The organism is Rhodoferax sp. (genome assembly GCF_028714215.1).
In the GTDB taxonomy this organism is placed as follows: domain Bacteria; phylum Pseudomonadota; class Gammaproteobacteria; order Burkholderiales; family Burkholderiaceae_C; genus Rhodoferax.
In genome coordinates this window covers 77739-94355 of the sequence record NZ_JAQTMS010000013.1, presented here as the reverse complement: position 1 = coordinate 94355, position 16617 = coordinate 77739, and the positions used below count along the sequence as shown (strand labels likewise).

14 protein-coding genes are annotated in these 16617 nt (G+C 63.0%); 4 read left to right on the top strand and 10 right to left on the bottom strand.

Going from position 1 to position 16617, the window contains the following annotated elements; all coding sequences use genetic code 11:
- From PHS32_RS08580 to petA, 3 genes are all read right to left on the bottom strand, one after another.
- Positions 1-710: cytochrome c1 (locus PHS32_RS08580; RefSeq protein WP_301078504.1), on the bottom strand; the 710-nt coding region annotated here is incomplete at its 3' end.
- Positions 711-725: 15 nt separating this feature from the next.
- A complete protein-coding gene (locus PHS32_RS08575) occupies positions 726-2126 on the bottom strand; it encodes a cytochrome bc complex cytochrome b subunit (protein WP_301078503.1) in 1401 nt (466 codons plus the stop codon).
- A gap of 11 nt (positions 2127-2137) precedes the next feature.
- Entirely contained in the window at positions 2138-2749 is a 612-nt protein-coding gene (gene petA / locus PHS32_RS08570) for a ubiquinol-cytochrome c reductase iron-sulfur subunit (protein WP_301078502.1), read from the bottom strand.
- 160 nt (positions 2750-2909) lie between these two features.
- Here petA and mscL point away from each other — a divergent pair, with 160 nt between their 5' ends.
- Complete coding sequence (mscL, locus tag PHS32_RS08565) at positions 2910-3338, top strand: large conductance mechanosensitive channel protein MscL (RefSeq protein WP_301078501.1); 429 nt, start codon at positions 2910-2912, stop codon at positions 3336-3338.
- Here mscL and pdxA read toward each other — a convergent pair.
- Positions 3335-4378 (bottom strand): 4-hydroxythreonine-4-phosphate dehydrogenase PdxA, encoded by a 1044-nt coding sequence (pdxA, locus tag PHS32_RS08560; protein WP_301078500.1) that lies wholly within the window; start codon positions 4376-4378, stop codon positions 3335-3337. The two genes, mscL and pdxA, sit on opposite strands and share 4 nt — an antisense overlap.
- Positions 4379-4380: 2 nt before the next feature.
- Complete coding sequence (locus PHS32_RS08555) at positions 4381-5139, bottom strand: Nif3-like dinuclear metal center hexameric protein (protein WP_301078509.1); 759 nt, start codon at positions 5137-5139, stop codon at positions 4381-4383.
- A 142-nt stretch (positions 5140-5281) separates the two neighbouring features.
- On the opposite strand from PHS32_RS08555, the gene PHS32_RS08550 reads away from it, so the two are divergent.
- The 3 genes from PHS32_RS08550 (at position 5282) to PHS32_RS08540 (ending at position 9025) form a co-directional block, all read left to right on the top strand.
- On the top strand, positions 5282-6424 hold the full coding sequence (locus PHS32_RS08550) for a trypsin-like peptidase domain-containing protein (protein WP_301078508.1): 1143 nt from the start codon (positions 5282-5284) through the stop codon (positions 6422-6424).
- A 132-nt stretch (positions 6425-6556) separates the two neighbouring features.
- Entirely contained in the window at positions 6557-8539 is a 1983-nt protein-coding gene (gene htpG, locus PHS32_RS08545; protein ID WP_301078499.1) for a molecular chaperone HtpG, read from the top strand.
- A 42-nt stretch (positions 8540-8581) separates the two neighbouring features.
- Positions 8582-9025, top strand: coding sequence for an FKBP-type peptidyl-prolyl cis-trans isomerase (locus tag PHS32_RS08540; protein WP_301078498.1), 444 nt, complete (start codon positions 8582-8584; stop codon positions 9023-9025).
- Here PHS32_RS08540 and PHS32_RS08535 read toward each other — a convergent pair.
- The 5 genes from PHS32_RS08535 to PHS32_RS08515 form a co-directional block, all read right to left on the bottom strand.
- A complete protein-coding gene (locus PHS32_RS08535) occupies positions 8938-10521 on the bottom strand; it encodes an AMP-binding protein (RefSeq protein ID WP_301078497.1) in 1584 nt (527 codons plus the stop codon). The genes PHS32_RS08540 and PHS32_RS08535 overlap by 88 nt on opposite strands.
- Positions 10522-10598: 77 nt before the next feature.
- Complete coding sequence (locus tag PHS32_RS08530) at positions 10599-11654, bottom strand: serine/threonine protein kinase (protein WP_301078496.1); 1056 nt, start codon at positions 11652-11654, stop codon at positions 10599-10601.
- 34 nt (positions 11655-11688) lie between these two features.
- On the bottom strand, positions 11689-14217 hold the full coding sequence (locus tag PHS32_RS08525) for an ATPase, T2SS/T4P/T4SS family (protein ID WP_301078495.1): 2529 nt from the start codon (positions 14215-14217) through the stop codon (positions 11689-11691).
- A gap of 74 nt (positions 14218-14291) precedes the next feature.
- Entirely contained in the window at positions 14292-15767 is a 1476-nt protein-coding gene (locus tag PHS32_RS08520) for a bifunctional serine/threonine-protein kinase/universal stress protein (protein ID WP_301078494.1), read from the bottom strand.
- The gene (locus tag PHS32_RS08515) at positions 15764-16510 is read right to left on the bottom strand and encodes a metallophosphoesterase family protein (protein ID WP_301078493.1); all 747 of its coding nucleotides are present in this window, start codon (positions 16508-16510) and stop codon (positions 15764-15766) included. The genes PHS32_RS08520 and PHS32_RS08515 overlap by 4 nt, the downstream gene beginning before the upstream one ends.
- Between the last annotated feature and the right edge of the window lie 107 nt (positions 16511-16617).

Below are 16617 nucleotides of genomic sequence, written 5' to 3'. Positions count from 1 at the left end.
AACAGCAAAACCCAGACGCCGACACGAACGCGCGTATTTTGAACCGGCTCACCCATCCACTGCAAATAGCTCACCAGGTCGCCAACCGCCTGGTCGTACTGCTGGGCCGTCATGCTGCCGGGTTTGACTTGCTCCCAGCCCTTGAAAACGTGCACCGTGGCGCCATGCTCCTTGACTTCCTCATAGACTGGGCGCCGTTCACCCTGCAACTCCCACAAGACATGCGGCATGGCCACATTGGGAAACACCAGATTGTTCCAGCCGCTCGGTTTGGTCTCGTCCCGGTAGAAGGTCCGCATATAGGTGTACAGATAATCGGCGCCCGTTCCGCCGGCCCCGGCGCGGGAGCGCGCAATCACCGTGAGGTCGGGCGGATTGACGCCAAACCAGGCCTTCGCCTGCTGCGGGTCGATCGCGGACACCATGGTCTCGCCAATCTTGCCATTGGTCAGCAGCAGGTTTGACTTGATCTGCTCCTGGGTCAAACCGATATCGCGCAAGCGGTTGTAGCGCATGAACGCTGCCGAGTGGCAATTCAGGCAATAGTTGACAAACAGTTTGGCGCCATTTTGCAAGGCCGCCATGTCATTGGTCTTGTTGGGCGCCTTGTCCCACACCGGACCCCCGACGTTGGCTTGCACACCCAGTGTCAAACCGAATGCCAGCATCAAACCGAGAATTATTTTTTGCGTAAAACCCATGGTCTTCATGATTTTGTCTTCCGTTCAATGCGCCGTGTAGGTGACACGATCCGGTACCGGCTTTGACTTTCCAATACGGCTCCACCAGGGCATCAGAATGAAAAATCCAAAATAAAACAAGGTTCCAAGCTGCGCCACGCGGCTGTAAACGGGCGATACCGGCTGCGTGCCGAGATAGCCCAGCACCACGAAGTCGACGACAAAAACCGCATACAGGTACTTGTGCCAGTCCGGCCGGTAGCGAATCGACTTGACCTCGCAATTGTCCAGCCACGGCAGGAAAAACAGGATCACAACGCCGCCACCCATCGCCACCACACCCCAGAACTTGGCGTCAATGGAAAGCATCATCGCCACCACGGCCAGCGCCGCCAGCGCGACGATGCCCTTGAACAAAACGGGCATCTTGACCTTCGCCACCATCACCCCGGCACCCAGCACTACGCAGGCAATCAGCACGTACATCATCTCCGTGGTCACGGCACGCAGCAGGGAGTAAAAGGGCGTGAAATACCACACCGGGGCAATGTGCAAAGGCGTCTGGAACGGATTGGCCGGGATGAAGTTGTTGTATTCAAGGAAATAACCACCCATCTCCGGCGCGAAGAAGATGATGGCGGAAAACACCATCAGGAACACGCCCACCGCAAAGATGTCATGCACCGTGTAGTAAGGATGAAACGGGATGCCGTCCAGCGGAATCCCCTTGGCGTCCTTCTTGGCCTTGATCTCGATACCATCCGGATTGTTGGAGCCGACTTCATGCAAGGCAATGATGTGCGCCACCACCAGACCCAGCAACACCAGGGGCACGGCAATCACGTGAAAGCTGAAAAAGCGGTTCAAGGTGGCGTCACCGACCACAAAGTCGCCGCGAATCAGCAGCGCCAAATCAGGCCCGACGAAGGGGATGGCGGAAAACAGGTTGACGATCACCTGGGCGCCCCAATAGCTCATCTGGCCCCAGGGCAGCAGATAGCCCATGAAGGCCTCGGCCATCAAGGCCAGGAAAATGCCGCAACCAAAAAGCCAGGTCAGTTCGCGCGGTTTGCGGTAGCTGCCATAAATCAGGCCACGGTACATGTGCAGGTAGACCACCAGAAAGAAGGCCGAGGCACCGGTCGAGTGCATGTAGCGAATCAACCAGCCCCAGGGCACGTCGCGCATGATGTACTCGACCGAACCGAAAGCCAGCGCGGCATCGGGCTTGTAGTGCATCACCAGGAAAATGCCGGTGACCAGTTGAATCACCAGCACCAACAACGAGAGCACGCCAAAAACATACCAGATGTTGAAATTTTTCGGCGCGTAGTACTCGCTCATGTGCTCCTTGAAGAGCTTGGACAACGGAAACCGGTTGTCCACCCAATTCAGCAGCTTTGCGCCGGCCGACGCATTGGGGGAAATTTCGTGGAATTCAGCCATGTCGTTCTTCCTTAGGCTTGCCTGTCTTCACCAATAAGCAGCTTGGTGTCAGAGAGATACATATGCGCCGGCACTTCGAGGTTGTCCGGAGCCGGCTTGTTCTTGAAGACCCGGCCGGCCAGATCGAAGGTGGAACCATGGCAGGGGCAAAAGAAACCGCCCTGCCAGTCGTCCGGCAAGGAAGGCTGGGGGCCGGTCTGGAACTTGTCTGACGGCGAGCAGCCCAGATGCGTGCAAATACCCACGGCGACGAAGTATTCCGGCTTGATCGAGCGGGTTGCGTTGCGTGCGTATTCGGGCGCCTGCTCGGACGGCTTGCGCTCCGACTTGGGATCTGCCAATTGGTCGTCCAGCTTGGGCAGGGCAGCCAGTTGTTCCGGCGTACGGCGCACGATCCAGACCGGCTTGCCGCGCCATTCGACCGTCATTTTCTCGCCCGGCTTGAGTGCCGAGATGTCGGCTTCCACGGCAGCGCCGGCCGCCAGCGCTTTTTCAGAGGGCTTGAAACTGCTGACAAAGGGGACGGCGGCAGCGATACCGCCGGCCACGCCAGCGCAACTGGTGGCGATCAGCCAGATCCGTTTGCTGGCATCGTGGCCGCTATCGGCAAGGGACTCACTCATGGGATTCCTCAATGAAAAACATCGCGACTGGGGTAAACCATTGATTGTAGCTGACCATCCAGGGCCCGCCAGCCGCTGGCGGCGTGTCGGCGCAGAGGTGCCAATCGGTCCATTTTGGCCGATACTTCGCTCCTGCAACTCAATCATGGAGTGATTTCAAATGGGCATGCTGCAGGAATTCAAGGAATTTGCCGTCAAGGGCAATGTGATGGACCTCGCCGTGGGCGTCATCATTGGCGGCGCTTTCGGCAAAATCGTCGACTCGGTGGTGAGCGATCTGGTGATGCCGGTGGTGGGGGCCATCATCGGCAAGCTTGATTTTTCAAATCTCTTTGTGGTGCTCGGAACCGCGCCAGCCGGCAACGCCATGACCCTGGACGCCCTGAAAAAGGCCGGGGTCCCGGTATTTGCTTATGGCAGCTTCATCACGGTGGCGGTCAATTTTGCGATATTGGCGTTCATCATTTTCATGATGGTCAAGCAAATCAATCGCCTGAAAAAGAGCGCCCCGCCGGCGCCGGCAGCAACCCCGGCAACACCCGAAGACGTGCTGCTGCTGCGCGAAATTCGGGACAGTCTGAAGAATTAAGAACCGTTTGACAGTTGGCGTGCCATGCGAATGGCCGCCAGCAGGCTGGCGGCGTCGGCCTGACCGCTGCCGGCGATGTCAAACGCGGTGCCGTGATCCGGACTGGTGCGTACCAGGGGCAAACCCAGGGTCACGTTGACGCCCTGCTCCAGCCCCAGATACTTCACCGGAATCAAACCTTGGTCGTGGTACATCGCCACCACCGCGTCAAAATCGCCGGATCGGTCACCCTTGGCGCGGGCCCGCATGAACACAGTGTCCGGCGCGAAGGGGCCACTCACATGCAGACCCTGGGCGCGGGCCTGTGCGATGGCCGGCGCGATGACGTCAAGTTCCTCGCGCCCGAACAAACCGCCCTCCCCGGCGTGCGGGTTCAACCCGGCGACCGCGATCCGCGGCGTCCGGCCCAAAATGGCATTCAGCGACTGGTGCGTTATCAGCAGCGTCTGCAACACGTTGGTAAAAGTCACCGCCTCGATGGCGGCACGCAAGGCGATATGGATGCTCACCAGCACCACCCGCAACTCGTCATTGGCCAGCATCATGCGCACCGGCATCTCGGCCAGCGACTTGCCGGCATGGGCCGCCGCCTGCGCCTGCAGCATTTCGGTGTGTCCGGGAAAACCGGAGTGCGGCTCGCCGGCCAGTGCCAGCGCCTCCTTGTGCAGCGGCGCCGTCACCAGGGCGGCAATGTCGCCGCGCAGAGCCGCCTGCGCCGCCCACACCACGGCCTGGGCCGCCAGCGTGCCGGCGGCCGCACTCAAACGTCCGAACGCGGGCGGCTCGGTCAAGCTTCCAAGCTGTAACACCGGCAGGCACCGCGGCGGCAGGTCCAGCGCCTCGGCCGGGGTCTCGATCCGCGCCACGGCCAGCGGTATCCGACCGGCACTGACCAGCCGGGTGGCCCGCCGCAGGGTCGCCAGATCGCCCACCACAAAGCAGCCGCGCGTGCTGTCGGGCGCATTTTGAAAGGCCTTGGCGATGATTTCAGGCCCTATTCCTGCCGCGTCGCCGAGCGTGATGGCCATTGGTTTTTGCATACTCAAGCCGGGTTGTCGATCTCAATGAACTGATGCGCCAGGCCCAGTTGCGCCGCCACCTGCGCCGCTACCGCCGGGGCGCCAAAGCGCTCGCTGGCATGGTGCCCACAGGCCAGGTAGGCAACGCCCGATTCGCGCGCGTAGTGCGCCTGCGGCTCCGAAATTTCACCGGTGATGAAAGCATCGGCGCCGGCCGCAATGGCGGCCTCAAAATAGTTTTGCCCGCCGCCACTGCACCAGGCGATTCTTTTGACCGGGCGTGACGCAACATTGACCAGCGCCACCGGCCGATGGAGCTGTGTTTCGACGTGACGCGCCAGAGCTTGGGCCGTCTCGAAGCCACCTGACTGCGTCCGCTCACCCAGAAAACCCAGCTCCTGCTCGCCAAAGCGGGAAGTCGCCTTGAGGCCCAGTTGCAAGCCCAGTTGCGCGTTATTGCCCAGCTCGGGGTGGGCATCGAGCGGCAGGTGGTAGGCAAACAGGTTGATGTCGTGCGCCAGCAGCAAGGCCAGGCGCTGCTTCAGCCAGCCCGTGACGCGCCCGTCCTGCGCGCGCCAAAACAGACCGTGGTGGACAAAGATGGCGTCGGCCTGCGCCGCGATGGCGGCTTCGATCAAGGCCAGACTGGCACTGACACCGGAGACAATTTTGCGCACCTCGGCACGCCCCTCCACCTGCAAACCGTTGGGGCCGTAATCACGGAAACGCTCCGGCCCCAGCAAGGCATCGAAAGTCTCCAGCAGTTGGCTACGGTGAATCATGGCGGCAAGAAAAATACTCTGCTGCGCATTGTCGGCCAATTCTTCGGCTCTGGCGTGCGATGACCGGACAGCAAGCCTACAATTTGTCTTTCTGCTCCCGGCTCATCCACTTGCTGCGCGGGTCATGCACCCGCCCTTCTTCATGAAACGTTTCTGGTTGTTATTTTCCCAAGCCGTCACGGTACTGCTGGCGGCGTATTTTGTGGTTGGCACGCTGAAGCCCGATTGGTTGGGCAACCGGTCCGCGCGCGTCGGCTCGGTCGCCCTGCTGGAGGCGCCCGCCAGCGGGCCCGGCATGGTGCCGGCCGGCAGTTTCCGCTTCGCGGCGCAAAAATCCTCGGCGGCGGTGGTCAGCATCAACACCAGCAAGGCGGCCACTAACAGGCAACGCAGCAACGACCCGTGGTTCAATTTCTTTTTTGGCGAACAAGGCAACGAGCCCCAGGTCGGGCTCGGCAGCGGCGTCATCGTGAGCGAACGCGGCTACATTCTGACCAACAACCATGTGGTGGAGAGTGCCGACGAAATCGAGGTCATCCTGAACGACAGCCGGCATGCGCGGGCCAAGGTCATAGGCACCGACCCGGACAGCGATCTGGCGGTCCTCAAAATCGATCTGGACCGCTTGCCGGTCATCGTGCTGGGCAATTCCGACACCCTGCAGGTGGGCGACCAAGTGCTGGCCATCGGCAACCCCTTCGGCGTCGGCCAAACCGTCACCGGCGGTATCGTCAGCGCACTGGGGCGCAACCAGTTGGGCATCAACACCTTCGAGAACTTCATCCAGACCGACGCCGCCATCAATCCCGGCAATTCGGGCGGCGCCCTGGTCGATATCAACGGCAATCTGCTGGGCATCAATACCGCCATTTATTCCCGCTCGGGCGGCAGCATGGGCATCGGCTTTGCCATTCCGGTGGCGACCGCCAAGCTGGTGCTGGAGGGCATCGTGAAGGACGGCCAGGTCACGCGCGGCTGGATTGGTGTCGAGCCCAATGAACTCTCACCCGAGCTGGCCGAGACCTTTGGCGTCAAGGCGTCAGCCGGTGTCATCATCACCGGCGTGATGCAAAACGGACCGGCCGCGCAATCAGGCATACGCCCGGGCGACGTGATCGTCCGCGTCGCGGACAAGCCGGTCAACAATGTGTCCGAGTTGCTGTCCAGCGTTGCCGCACTGAAACCCGGTACCGCCTCCCGCTTCAGCCTGTTGCGCCGGGAGCAGAAAATCGAACTCGATGTGGTCCCCGGTGTGCGCCCCAAACCGCGCCGGCCGGCTCAGTAGCTCCCAACCCATCCGGCAATCGGCAGGCTGCCCTTGAAAACCTGGGCATCGCCCATAATTGCCGGTTTGCCGCGCCGGCCAGCCAGCCAGCGCGCCAGTTTCCAACCTCATCAGTGAACCGTTCAACCCAAAATGACCAAGCAAACCCTCTCCTTCCAGGCCGAAGTGGCCCAGTTGCTGCACCTCGTTACCCACTCGCTGTACTCCAACAAGGAGATTTTCCTGCGCGAGTTAATCTCCAACGCATCCGACGCCTGCGACAAGCTGCGCTTCGAGGCGCTTGACAACAGCGCCCTGTACGAGGATGCGACCACGCTGGAAGTGCGCGTTTCCTTCGACAAGGACGCCAAGACCCTGACCATCACCGACAACGGCATCGGCATGAGCCAGCAGGAAGCCATCGATCACCTGGGCACCATTGCCAAGAGCGGCACCAAGGACTTCATGTCCCGGCTGACCGGCGACCAGAAGGCCAATGTGTCCGAGCAAGGCCAGTTGATCGGCCAGTTCGGCGTCGGCTTCTACTCCGGCTTTATCGTCGCCGACAAGATCACGGTCGAGTCGCGCCGCGCCGGCCTGAAGGCCGACCAAGGGGTGCGCTGGATCAGCGGCGGCGCCGGCGACTTCGAGGTCGAAAACATAGCCCGCGCGGCCCGCGGCACCAGCGTCATCCTGCACCTGCGCGAAGACGCCATGGACTACGCCAGCGCCTGGAAGCTTAAAAGCATCATCGCCAAGTACTCGGACCACATCAGCCTGCCGATCCTGATGGAAAAGGAAGAATGGAAAGACGGCGAGCTGATCAACCCGAGCGACGAAAAAGGCGGCCGCCAGCCCGGCGCCATGGTCAAGACCGGCGAATGGGAAACCGTCAACAAGGGCAACGCCATCTGGGCCCGCGCCAAGAAGGACATCACGCCCGAGAATTACAACGAGTTCTACAAACAGATCAGCCACGATTTCGAAGCGCCGCTGGCCTACACCCATAACCGCGTCGAAGGCAGCACCGAATACACCCAGCTGCTCTACATCCCGGGCAAGGCGCCGATGGACTTGTACAACCGCGAGAAGGCGGCCGGCGTCAAGCTCTACGTCAAGCGCGTCTTCATCATGGACGACGCCGAGGCGCTGCTGCCCACTTACCTGCGCTTCGTCAAGGGCGTGGTCGACTCGGCCGACTTGCCGCTCAACGTGAGCCGCGAGCTGCTGCAGGAAAGCCGCGATGTCAAGGCGATCCGCGAAGGCTGCACCAAGCGCGTGCTGGGCATGCTGGAAGACCTGGCCAAGACCGACCAGTTGCCGGCGCCGTCGGCCGACGGCGTGACCGATGTGGTGTCGGAGGAAGACAAGGCCAACGAAGGCAAATTCACCAAGTTCTACGCCGAATTCGGCGCGGTCTTGAAAGAAGGCCTGGGCGAGGACTTTGCCAACAAGGACCGGCTGGCCAAGCTGCTGCGCTTCGCCTCCAGCACCACGGACACTGTCAGCGTCAGTTTTGCCGACTACAAGGCGCGCATGAAAGAGGGCCAGGAAGCGATCTACTTCATCACCGCCGACACCCCGGCCGCCGCCAGGAACAGCCCGCAGCTCGAAGTGTTCAAGAAGAAGGGCATCGAAGTGCTGTTGATGACCGATCGCGTCGACGAGTGGGCGCTGAATTACCTGCACGACTTCGACGGCACGCCGCTGCAATCGGTGGCCAAGGGCGCCGTCGATCTGGGCAAGCTACAGGACGAGACCGAGAAAAAAGAGGCCGAGGAAGCCGCCGAAGCCTTCAAACCGCTGCTCGCCAAACTGAAGGAAGCACTGAAGGACAAGGCCGAGGATGTGCGCGTCACGACCCGTCTGGTCGACTCGCCGGCCTGTCTGGTGGTGCAGGAGCACGGCATGAGCACGCAACTGGCCCGCATGCTCAAGCAGGCCGGCCAGAGTGCGCCCGAGGTGAAGCCGGTGCTGGAAGTGAACGCCCAGCACCCGCTGGTGAAGAAGCTCGAAGGCTCGGTCCACTTCAATGATCTGGCGCACATCCTGTTCGACCAGGCGCTGCTGGCCGAAGGCGGCCTGCCGGCCGATCCGGCGGCCTACGTCAAACGGGTCAATGCACTGCTGGTCTGAGCTGCGAAAATTCCTGTCTTTATGAACCCTTGGTAATCAACTATGAAATCTGCTCTTCGCTTCGCCACCCTGGTCGCCTCCCTGACCACCCTGCCCGCCGCCTGGTCGCAAAATGCCGTCACCGCCGCTGCCGCCAAGGAAGCTGGCGCGGTGCTTACCCCCAGTGGTCTGGTCTACCGCTCCCTGAAAGACGGCAGCGGCACCAGCCCCAGTGCCAGCGACAAGGTCAAGGTGCATTACCGCGGCACCTTCCCCGATGGCAAGGAATTCGACAGTTCCTACAAGCGCAATGAAGCCATCGAGTTCCCCTTGAACGGCGTCATCAAATGCTGGACCGAAGGTGTGCAGCGCATGAAAGTGGGCGGCAAAGCCAAGCTCACCTGCCCGCCGGCCATCGCTTATGGCGAGCGCGGCGCCGGTGGCACCATCCCGCCCAACGCCACGCTGCTGTTTGAGGTCGAACTGCTGGGCATCAACGGCAAGTAAGCCGATCCGGCCACGGCGGCCTGGTGCAAGGCCAGCAGCCGGGCACGCTGCAGTTTGCCGGTGGCCGTCAGGGGCAGCGCCGCAAGCCAATGCAGCCAGTGCGGACGCCGGTAGGTCGGCAGCGCCGCCATGGCGGCCTGCATGCGCTGTGCCGCCACCTCCTGCTGCTGCGGCGCGGCGACCGCCAGCAAGGACAGCGCGGTCAGCCCCTCGGCTGTCGGCACGCCGATGCAAGCCAGTTGCGCGATGCTGTCGCCCACGGCGCGTTGCAGTGCCTGCTCGACCCACAAGGTGCTGACCCAGCGACCGCTGATCTTGAGCAAATCGTCGGTACGGCCGGCAAACTCGAGGCGGCCGTCGGCGCGGCGCAGAAACATGTCGCCCGGACAATACCAGCCGCCCTGAAATCCGTCCGCTTGCGCCTGCGGGCGCTGCCAGTAACCGAGCGCCACGCTGCTGCTGCGCAGCAAGATGCGCTGCGGCAGCGCCGGATCGGCCTCGGGCGCATAACGCACTTGCACTTGCGGCGTGGTTTGCAACAGGCCGCTGTCGTCCTGGCAGTAAAGCATCAGGCACAAGGTCTCGGAGGTGCCGTAACCGCTGGTGATGGCCAGACCGGTGGCGGCACGCCAGGCCTGACGCACGGCCACCGGCAAGGTCTCGCCAGCCGACACGCAATGGCGAATACCGAGCCCGGCGAGTTGGACCGCGACACCGGCTTGCAGCATCTTGCTGTACAGCGTGGGGACACAAAATAGCAAGGTCGGCCGGTGCTGCGCCACCATCGCCAGCACGCGCTCGGGGTCGGGCCAATGGCGGTCCAGGATCACCGTGGCACCGGCGCGCAGGCCGGCCAACAAGCTGTTGCCCAGCGCATAGGCAAAGAACAATTTGGAGCTGGCGTAAAGCCGGTCCGACGCGTTCAAGCCCAACACCCCGCAGGCAAACGAATGCGGCTGCAGCGCCACCCGCTGCGCATGCACCACGCCCTTGGAAACGCCGGTGGTGCCCGAGGTGCCGATCCACAGGGCCGGCGCCTCTTCGCCTTGCAGCACCGGATCGACTTCTGGCGCCCGGCTCAGGTGGTCGGCCCAGGCCGAAACGCCGGGTCCGCTGGCGACCAGGGCCGGCGGCTGCACCAGATCGGCCAGCAGTTGCTGCAGCGGCGCCACGCTGTCGGCCTCGCACCAGACAAAGCGTACCTCGCTCTCGGACAAGATCGGCGCCAACTCGCTCATCGCCAGCCGCGGATTGACGCCAATGGCCACACCACCGGCCCAGATCGCGCCCAGATAGGCCACCACCCAATCGATGCTGTCGGGCGCAAAAATGATGACACGCTCACCTGTGCGCAAGCCCAGCGCTTGCCAGGCGCCGCCGGCCTGCCGCACGCGCTGACGCAAGCCCTGGTAACTCAGACGCTGGTCGCCGCATTCCAGCGCAACGGCCTGCGCCGCGCCGGCTTGCAGCAGCGTCTGGGCGGCGTTCATGGTCATTGGGTTAGGCCCTGACGTTTAAAGATCACGAATACCAGTATCTTGAGCCGCGCCTATCGTGTCAATGGGGCCTGCCCTCACACTTGCAGCGGCTCTTCCTGCATGGCTTCGATTTGTTCCTGCAGCATCTGCACCTGACCCTGCCAGTAATCGCTGGAACCGAACCAGGGGAAGTTGATCGGAAAGGTCGGGTCGCTCCAGCGCCGCGCCAGCCAGGCGCTGTAGTGAATCAGGCGCAAGGTGCGCAGCGGTTCGATCAGCGCGGTCTCGCGCCGGTCGAATTCGCGAAACTGCTCATAGCCGTCCACCAGGGCGCCGAGCTGGCGCGTGCGCTGCTGGCGGTCGCCACTGAGCAGCATCCACAAGTCCTGCACCGCCGCTCCGCTGCGGCTGTCGTCCAGATCGACAAAATGCGGCCCCGGTCCGCTGGCTGCCGGCGAGTCCAGCGGCGTCCAGAGAATGTTGCCGGGGTGGCAGTCGCCGTGCAGGCGCAACTGCCGGATCGGCTCCCGCTCGACATCGCCGGGGCGAGCGGCGCTGGTCAAGCAGGGGTGGCCGGCAATCAAGTCAAGCGCCTCCTGCGAGGCCTTGGCCCACGCCGATTGCACGTCCAGCGGCACTTTGTCATGGCTCAGCAACCACTCCCGCGAGGCCGTGCCGAAGCTTTGCAGATCGAGCGCCGGGCGGCAGGCAAAAGGCTTGGCGGCCCCGACGGCGTGGATGCGGGCCAGAAAACGGCCAATCCACTCCAGCACCTCGGGGTCGTCGAGCTCGGGCGCACGGCCGCCGCGGCTGGGGCTGACGCTAAAGGCAAAGCCGCCAAAATGATGCAGCGTGCTGCCGTTCAGGGCGAGCGGCCCGATCACCGGAATCTCGGCCTCCATCAACTCGGCGGAGAAGGTGTGCTCTTCCAGAATCTGCGCCTCGCTCCAGCGCCCAGGGCGATAGAACTTGGCGACCACCACCGCGCCATCTTCCAGGTGCAGTTGGTAAACCCGGTTCTCGTAGGAGCTCAAGGCCTGCTGGCGCCCATCGCCGTAAAGCCCGACGCTGGCCAGCGCATCCATCACGACATCGGGCGTCAGCGCCTGATAAGGGTGAGAACCGGAAGCGTTGGAGGAGTGCGGCAGCATACTCTCATTGTCGCGCCTTCCGGGGCCAGTTTCTTCAGCTATTGCTGTTGGCGCGCACTTCTTCAATGGTGGTCTGGCCGCCGAGCACCTTGTGAATGCCATCCTGGCGCAGGGTGCGCATGGCGCCATGCTGCACGCTCTCGAATTGAAGTTGCTCCGGCCGGGCCCCGGTCTGGATCAGATGCCGCAAGCTGGGTGTCACCATCATCAACTCGTGCAAGCCAAGCCGCCCGCGCAAGCCGGTTTCGTGGCAATGGCTGCAACCCGGCGAGTGGTACTGGGTCAGATGGCCGTCGTGGCCAAACTCGCTCAGCCACTCGTCGCGCACCGCCTCGCGTGCCGGTCGCAACTCCTCTGGAAACGAGTGCAGGTAGTCCGCCAGCAATTCCTCGACAAAGGCATCGCTGGCCTCCTGCGCCGTGCGGCACTCGGAGCACATCCGCCGCACCAGGCGCTGCGCCAGCACCGCCAGCAGCGAATCGGCAAAGTTGAACGGGTCCATGCCCATGTCGATCAGCCGGGTGACGGTCTCGGAGGCGCTGTTGGTGTGCAGGGTGGACAACACCAGATGGCCGGTGAGAGAGGCTTCGATCGCAATCTGGGCGGTTTCCTTGTCGCGGATTTCGCCCACCATGATGACGTCCGGGTCGGCCCGCAGGAAGGAGCGCAAAGCCTTGGCAAAGGTCCAGTCGATTCTGGCGTTGACCTGCACCTGGCGCAGGTCGGGCTGGGTTATTTCAATCGGGTCCTCGGCCGTCCAGATTTTGCGCTGCGGCGTGTTCAGGAATCCCAGGATCGAATGCAGCGTGGTGGTTTTACCGGACCCGGTCGGGCCGACACACAAGACCATGCCGTAGGGCCGGCTGACGGCCTCGCGCAACTGCGTGAAATTGCTGGGCGACAGGCCCAGCTTTTCCATGGCAATCGGTTTCGATGACGACAGCAGCCGCATCACCACGTCTTCCAGGCCGCCGTAGGTCGGGATGGTGGCGATGCGCAACTCGATCTTGTGCCGGCTGGAGAACTTGGCGAAATCGATCTTTCCGTCCTGCGGTTTGCGCCGCTCGGAGATGTCCAGATCGGCCATGATTTTCAGGCGCGCCGTCAGGGCCGCGCGATAGGTGTGCGGCAACTCCAGGTAGGGCAGCATCACGCCGTCCTTGCGAAACCGGATGCGGGTCTTGGTGCGCCCGGGATGGGTTTCGACGTGGATGTCGGAAACACCCCGGTTGTGCGCCTCGATGATCATGGTGTTGATCAGGCGCACCAGCGAATTGTCGGACTGCTCGATCTGTTTGCCGGACTCCTCCTCGTCCGAGTCCTGCAGTTCCATCGATTCCAGCAACTCGCTGGTACTGGCGGCATCGAGGTTGGAACTGTCGGCGCCTTGCAGGCCATCCCCCAACGTGCCGGTCGGCAAACCGAATCTTTCATAAGTCTGCGTTAGCGTTTGCTCGATCACCTGCTCGTCACCGAGCGTGGCGATGACACGCATGCCGACCAGGAATTCCAGCTCTTCGATCATGTCGCGCCGCGTCGGATCGCCGCTGGCAACAATCAGCAACTTGTCGCGCAACAACATCGGCATGACGCCCAGCCGCAGCGCCGTGGCCAAGGGAACCTTGCGCAGCGCATCGGCCTCGATCGGGAACTGCGTCAGATCCACCACCGGGTAGCCCATTTTGCGGGCCAGTGCGGTATTCAGGTCATGGCGCGACAGGAAGCCCATGTTCATCAGCAATTGGCCCAGCGGCACGGAGCGCTCGGTCTTCTGCTTTTCCAGCGCCTGCGCCAACTGCGCTTCGTCGATGTAACCGAGCCGGGTCAGCGCCTCGCCGACCCGGATCATGGGCATCCTGGACTGTTGGTCCAGCGCCACCATGAGTTGTTCGGGCGAGACGATCGCCTCGTTCACGAAATGGTCGCCCAGCTTGCGGCTGCGCAAGCTCATCTGCTCGCTGGCCGCCTGCTCCACCTGCTGGCGCGTCACGGCGCGCTGCGACACCAGCAGCTGCCCGATGTGCTCGCCAAAAGTGGCGCTCAGGTAGGCTTCCCGCGGGATGAAGACCCGCTCCACGCCGCCCCCGCCGTCGACCGGCGGAAAGACAAAGACACCGAAGCTGGTTTCGATATAGCCGACGGTCTGACCGGAGACGGTGGTGCCGTCGTTGAGCTGCAGGTTGTAGTCCAGTGTCGGACGATGGCCGAAGATGTCGGCAAATTCGGTATCGCTAACCGTTTCCTGGGGGTACAGGACGGTCTTCAGGGTCAGCCGTCGAAACTGCGAGAACTGGACCCGCCCGGGCGAGGTCCGATTCGGTACGAAAATCATCACCGTCTTGTCGCCCGGTGTGATCAAGGCCAGCCGGCAACTGCGCACGGTGCCAGCGAGATCCTCGATCTCGCAGACTTGCGGCTCGGACCAGGGAACCGCATCGCTGAAAATGGCAAACGGCGGACTGGGCCAGTAAAGGCCGGTGAATTTGCTGCCTGGGCCTAGTGAATTCCCATTGGCACCCCGACTTGGCGGCTTCTGCATGGGCGCGGAGGTTGAATCGATCATCTTGAGTGGCAAACAGTTAACGGATGGTAACCGCTCGGCATCGATAAGGCGAGCCGGAAGCAACAAGCTGTTGATCAAAATGGCAGGTCCGGCTCATGCTTCAAATCCGGCTTGATTCCTGCCGCCTGCTCAGCCAGCAATTCAAACGGCAAGGCCTGCTTGACCAGTATCACGGTGCAGGGCGCTTCCATCGCCACCTTGATCGGCACGGTGGCGACAAACCGTTGCATCTTCAGGCCGTGGGTCGCCGCCCCCATGACGATGACGCTGACCTCGTTGCCCACCGCATAGTTGACCAGCGCCTGCGCCACGTCGCTGGCCTCCAGCACATGGTAGGAGGTTTGCTGACCCGGCAGATCCAGCGGCTGCGCCCATTGGCGCAGGTTGGCAATGTATTTGCGCTGCACGCTGGTCTCGCTGCTGGCGTCGCTGGATGTGCTGGTCTGGCCCGGCGAGATCACGGTCACGCAGGCCAGTCGGGCCCCCAGACGGGTGCCCAGCGAGCGCGCCACCGCCTGCCGCAGCGAGTACAGCGTGGCGTCGCTGACGTCCTTGTGCGGCACCGCCACCATGACGATGGGCACCTCCTCGATCTGGTGCACCGGCAAGGGACTGGGTTGGTAGTGCATGCCGGCGGCCTTGAGCCAGCGTTTGAAATGGGTGCGAAAGCCGGTGCCCCGGGTGTTGCGGCCACGCTCGGTGACGACTATTTGCTCGGGGTGATGCAGATCAAACGCCAGATGCGCCGCCGACGGATAGCGCTTGGCCGCCTCCGGCTCCAGGCAGCGCAATATCACTTCCTGCATCCACTCAGGCAGGCCCGGCTCCAGCTTGCGCGGCGGCGGCGGATCCATCCACAGGCGCTGGCGCAACCCGCCGGTGGTCCGGGGTGCGCCAAACGGCAACTCGTCGGTGGCCAGCTGGTAAAGCATGACGCCAATGGCAAAAATATCGCTGCGCGGGTCGCCGCGCACGCCCACCACCTGTTCCGGCGCAATCCAGGCCGGCGAGCCCACCGCCTTGCGCAACTGCTCGGCCAAAAGATCGGGGTAGAGGGCATTGCAGGACAGGCCGAAGTCCAGCAGCACCGCGCTGCCGTCGGCGCGGATCAGCACGTTGGCCGGCTTCAAATCCAGATGCACCGTGTTCTGCTGGTGCAGGCTGTGCACCGCCATGGCCACTGCCGCGCCGAGCTGGGCCCACTCGTAGACCGGCGGCAACTCCGGCGCCTCCAGCCAGTGCTCCAGGGTTTTGCCGTGCACATACTCCATCACCAGGTACGGCACGTTTTCGAGGTCGCCGGCGGCCACGAAACGCGGCACATGGCTCCCCGTCAGGACCTGCATGATCTGGTGCTCGACCTCGAAACTGACAATGTTCTCGGCGCCGTCACCGGCCGTCATGCGGGGCACTTTCATGGCCAGCGGGAAACCGGGGTCGCGCGCGCCTTCGGAGTAGCGAACGCGGTAGACGTGGGCCATGCCGCCCGAATGGATGCACTCCTCGATTGTGAAACCGTCCAGCTCGGCGCCCGGTTCCAGCAGCTTCACCGTCCCAACTCCAGGCGATCGGCAAAAAATGCCGGCAGGGCGGCCTGCCGAATGGCCACCGCCGCGCCGCGATTGTCGTAAGACACGCGCTGAAAAGTCAGCTGCAATTTTTCGGTATCAAAAATGGCGTACATGGCCTGCGGATTGCGGTCCCGCGGTTGCCCGACCGAACCGATGGTGGCCAGCCAGCGCCGGTGCTTTGGCACCGGTACCGCAACCCCCGGGGTCGGCAGGAACTTCATCAAATCGGCGCCGGCACCCCGGTAATAAAGGGTCTGCACGTGCACGTGCCCGCCAAAGACATGGCGCACTTCCGGCGCCGCCGCGTCCAGGCTGGCACTGGCGGCGCGCTCGTCATAGACGTAACGCCACAGTGCCGGTCCGTCGACGCTGGCGTGCACCAGCAACATGGTGTCTTGTCCCATGGTCAGCGGCAGGCGATCGAGAAACTGGCGCTGGCTGTCGTTGAGCTGGGCGTGGGTCCAGGCGGCGGTGCTGTCGCCCACGGTGGTCGCCTCCGCCGGCGGTCGCACCGCCATCTCGTCGTGATTGCCCTTGACCAGCAACGCGCCCTGGCCGGCCAGTTGCTGCGCCAGCTCGACCACCGCCACCGGGTCGGCACCGTAACCGACCAGATCGCCCAGCAGCGCAAACTGCTGGGCGCCATGCTCGCGGGCATGCGTCAAACAGGCCTCGAAAGCCTGAATATTGGCGTGAATGTCTGACAGCAAAGCCAGCTTCATGTTGCTCCTTGTCGATTTCTATCCAGCATCATGCCCGATTGTGCTGACGCCAAGTTTTCAAGCGATCGGTTTCCCAGCGGGCTTTGGGGGCCGGCCTCTAAACCCGG